At 54.0% G+C, this 2,396-nt stretch carries 3 protein-coding genes; 2 read left to right on the forward strand and 1 reads right to left on the reverse strand.

Features of this window, described 5'->3' with window-relative positions; all coding sequences use genetic code 11:
• Positions 1 to 231: 231 nt before the first annotated feature.
• The gene (locus GEV02_RS32500; RefSeq protein WP_152841912.1) at positions 232 to 516 is read right to left on the reverse strand and encodes an SDR family NAD(P)-dependent oxidoreductase; all 285 of its coding nucleotides are present in this window, start codon (positions 514 to 516) and stop codon (positions 232 to 234) included.
• 187 nt (positions 517 to 703) lie between these two features.
• On the opposite strand from GEV02_RS32500, the gene GEV02_RS32505 reads away from it, so the two are divergent.
• Together GEV02_RS32505 and GEV02_RS32510 are read left to right on the forward strand one after the other, a co-directional pair.
• Positions 704 to 1,588, forward strand: a complete 885-nt coding sequence (locus tag GEV02_RS32505) for an AraC family transcriptional regulator (RefSeq protein WP_152841914.1) — start codon at positions 704 to 706, stop codon at positions 1,586 to 1,588.
• Positions 1,589 to 1,690: 102 nt separating this feature from the next.
• A complete protein-coding gene (locus GEV02_RS32510; protein WP_152841913.1) occupies positions 1,691 to 2,224 on the forward strand; it encodes an outer membrane beta-barrel protein in 534 nt (177 codons plus the stop codon).
• Positions 2,225 to 2,396 lie beyond the last annotated feature (172 nt).

A 2,396-nucleotide genomic window follows, 5' to 3' on the forward strand; every position in this document is an offset into this window, starting at 1 on the left:
AGGACTAGCCTGCTGTGCACTTTCATCAAACGTCCACACTTATCGACTGTTAATTTTTAAAGAACTTTATTCGGTACTGCTTGCTGAAGAAGCGTTGTGTTCATCAGCGAAGAGGCAAGATTATGAACTGTTTCTTTTATCTCGTCAAGCTCTTCTTTTTCTCACCTAACTCAGCATTTACATGCGTCGTTCTGCGAGGGGGCGAACTATAGCAAGCCGCCGATGATTCTGTCAAACATTATTAATCAGAATATCTACACGCTTATGCACGTCTTCGGCGAATGCCAGGAATTCACGCATTTCCTCTGGGTGCGACACATCCATTGCATACCATTCAGCCGAACCGCCTGCCGCGCGGATTTCCGTTACCAGCGCCTGCAGCTTGTTCGATCGGCGCGCGCCCAGGACCACATGATGCCCTTCGTCCGCCAACTTGCGAGCTGTCGCCGGGCCACAGCCCCGGCTGGCGCCGGCAATCAGAATAACCTTGCGATGTGCTTGTGTAATAGCTGTCATGATGCGGTCCTTTCAATGGCATTAACACCAGACTGCATCTTACGGATCAAAGCCCATGCTGCGAATGCACATGCCTATGCACTTCTTGCCTAATCCTATAGAACCTCTACAAGAAACTGGCAGCGGCACTTGGAATCATGGATCATTCCTATTCAAGACAAACAAAGAGGACACGAACGTGGAACGCATGATCGCACTGCATCAACAGCTGGCGCCAAACGAGGGCTACACCCTGTCGGCGCTGGACGACGTCCGCTTGACCCGCTCGAATTGCAGTTCGGCCAAAACACCGGCTATGTCTGACCCTTGCATCGCCATCGTGCTCCAAGGACGCAAGCGGGCCTACTTCGGTAACGACGTGCTGCAGTTCGATGCCGAACACTATCTGGTAGTTGCTGTGCCCATGCCATTCACCAGCACTACAGATGCAACGCCGGAAGAGCCATTCCTGGGACTCCTGGTACGCATTGATCGCACCACCCTGGCCGACCTGATGTTCGCTATCGACCAGACCGACAACGAAGTCCCTGCCATGCCAAAAGGCATGATGACCACCCATATGGACGAGCGCCTGAGTGACACCGTGCTACGCCTGCTCGAAGCGCTGAGTTCGCCGCTTGAGGCGCGAGTGCTCGGCCCCGCCATCGTGCGAGAGATTTGCTATCGGGTACTCATGGGAGAACAAGGCGCCGCCATGCGCGCGGCGTTGACCAACCAGGGGCAGTTCGGACGGATAGCCAGGGCGCTGCGCCGCATACATGCCGACTACGCTGCTGACATTGACGTCGGCATTCTGGCCGCAGAAGCAAACATGAGCGTACCGGCTTTTCACGTCCATTTCAAATCAGTCACTCATTGTTCGCCGATTCAATATCTGAAGTCCGCACGCCTGCACCAGGCGCGTCTGCTAATGGCACGCAGCGATATGACGGCGCAATCCGCTTCGGCACAGGTGGGCTATGAAAGCCCTTCACAATTTAGTCGCGAATTCAAACGTTTCTTCGGCCGCAGTCCCGGTGAGGAAGCGCACGCAATGCGACGCCTGCTGGCAGTGAGCCAGCCGAATCGATGAAGTTGCTTTAAAAATAATGTTGCGATACTATGCGCTAATTGGCGATATTAGAAATTAAATAATATCGTCGCCTGTAGTACCACGTCTATATTTAGGAGCACTATGCGAAACACATACCTCAGCGCTGCGGCGCTGGCACTGATGGCTGCATCCGCACCATCGATGGCCGCCCCCGGTTTTGAACCCGGCATGTATATCGACATCGATTTAGGCCGTGCATCGGTCTCATCCAATAAGTACTTCGATAACAGCAACGAGCTTTCTCTCGGTGGCAATGTGGGCTACCAATTCACACCGAATTTCGGCTTCGAAGTCTACAGCCGCAGCTTGCATTTCAATCCGTTCCGCAGTCTCGGGGCTCCCCTTGGCTACTATCCCGAACGGCACGATGGCATCGCGGCGCTGGGCACCGTGCCACTCGACGCACACTTCAGCTTGTTCGGTCGGGCCGGCATTGGCCGCACAGTGATTAAATCCACCCGTACATCCATACCCGACCGCACCGATACCGATCCTGTCGTCGGCCTCGGTGTGCGTTACGCCTTCAATCGGAGCTTCTCGCTGAGCCTGGAAGGCACTTACCTCAGCAAGAGCGAGGTGTCGTTGATTTCATTTGGCGCACGCTATCAGTTCTGATCAGCTATGGGTGCAGCCGCGCTGGTACGGCTGCATTAATAGAAAGTAATGACAGACGAAAAAAAGCCCCGACCAGATCACTGGAAGGGGCTTTTTTAATATAACTAGCCTGACGATAACCTACTTTCACACTGGTTGCAGCACTATCATCGGCGCAGAGTTGTTTCACGGT

Origin of the sequence: Rugamonas aquatica, from assembly GCF_009380215.1 — a bacterium.
Taxonomy (GTDB): Bacteria; Pseudomonadota; Gammaproteobacteria; order Burkholderiales; family Burkholderiaceae_D; genus Rugamonas; species Rugamonas aquatica_B.

Bases quoted from the DNA above. Each gene is read 5' to 3' on its own strand.
- GEV02_RS32500 (WP_152841912.1), bottom strand. From the start codon at position 516: ATGACAGCTATTACACAAGCACATCGCAAGGTTATTCTGATTGCCGGC.
- GEV02_RS32505 (WP_152841914.1), top strand. From the start codon at position 704: ATGATCGCACTGCATCAACAGCTGGCGCCAAACGAGGGCTACACCCTG.
- GEV02_RS32510 (WP_152841913.1), top strand. From the start codon at position 1,691: ATGCGAAACACATACCTCAGCGCTGCGGCGCTGGCACTGATGGCTGCA.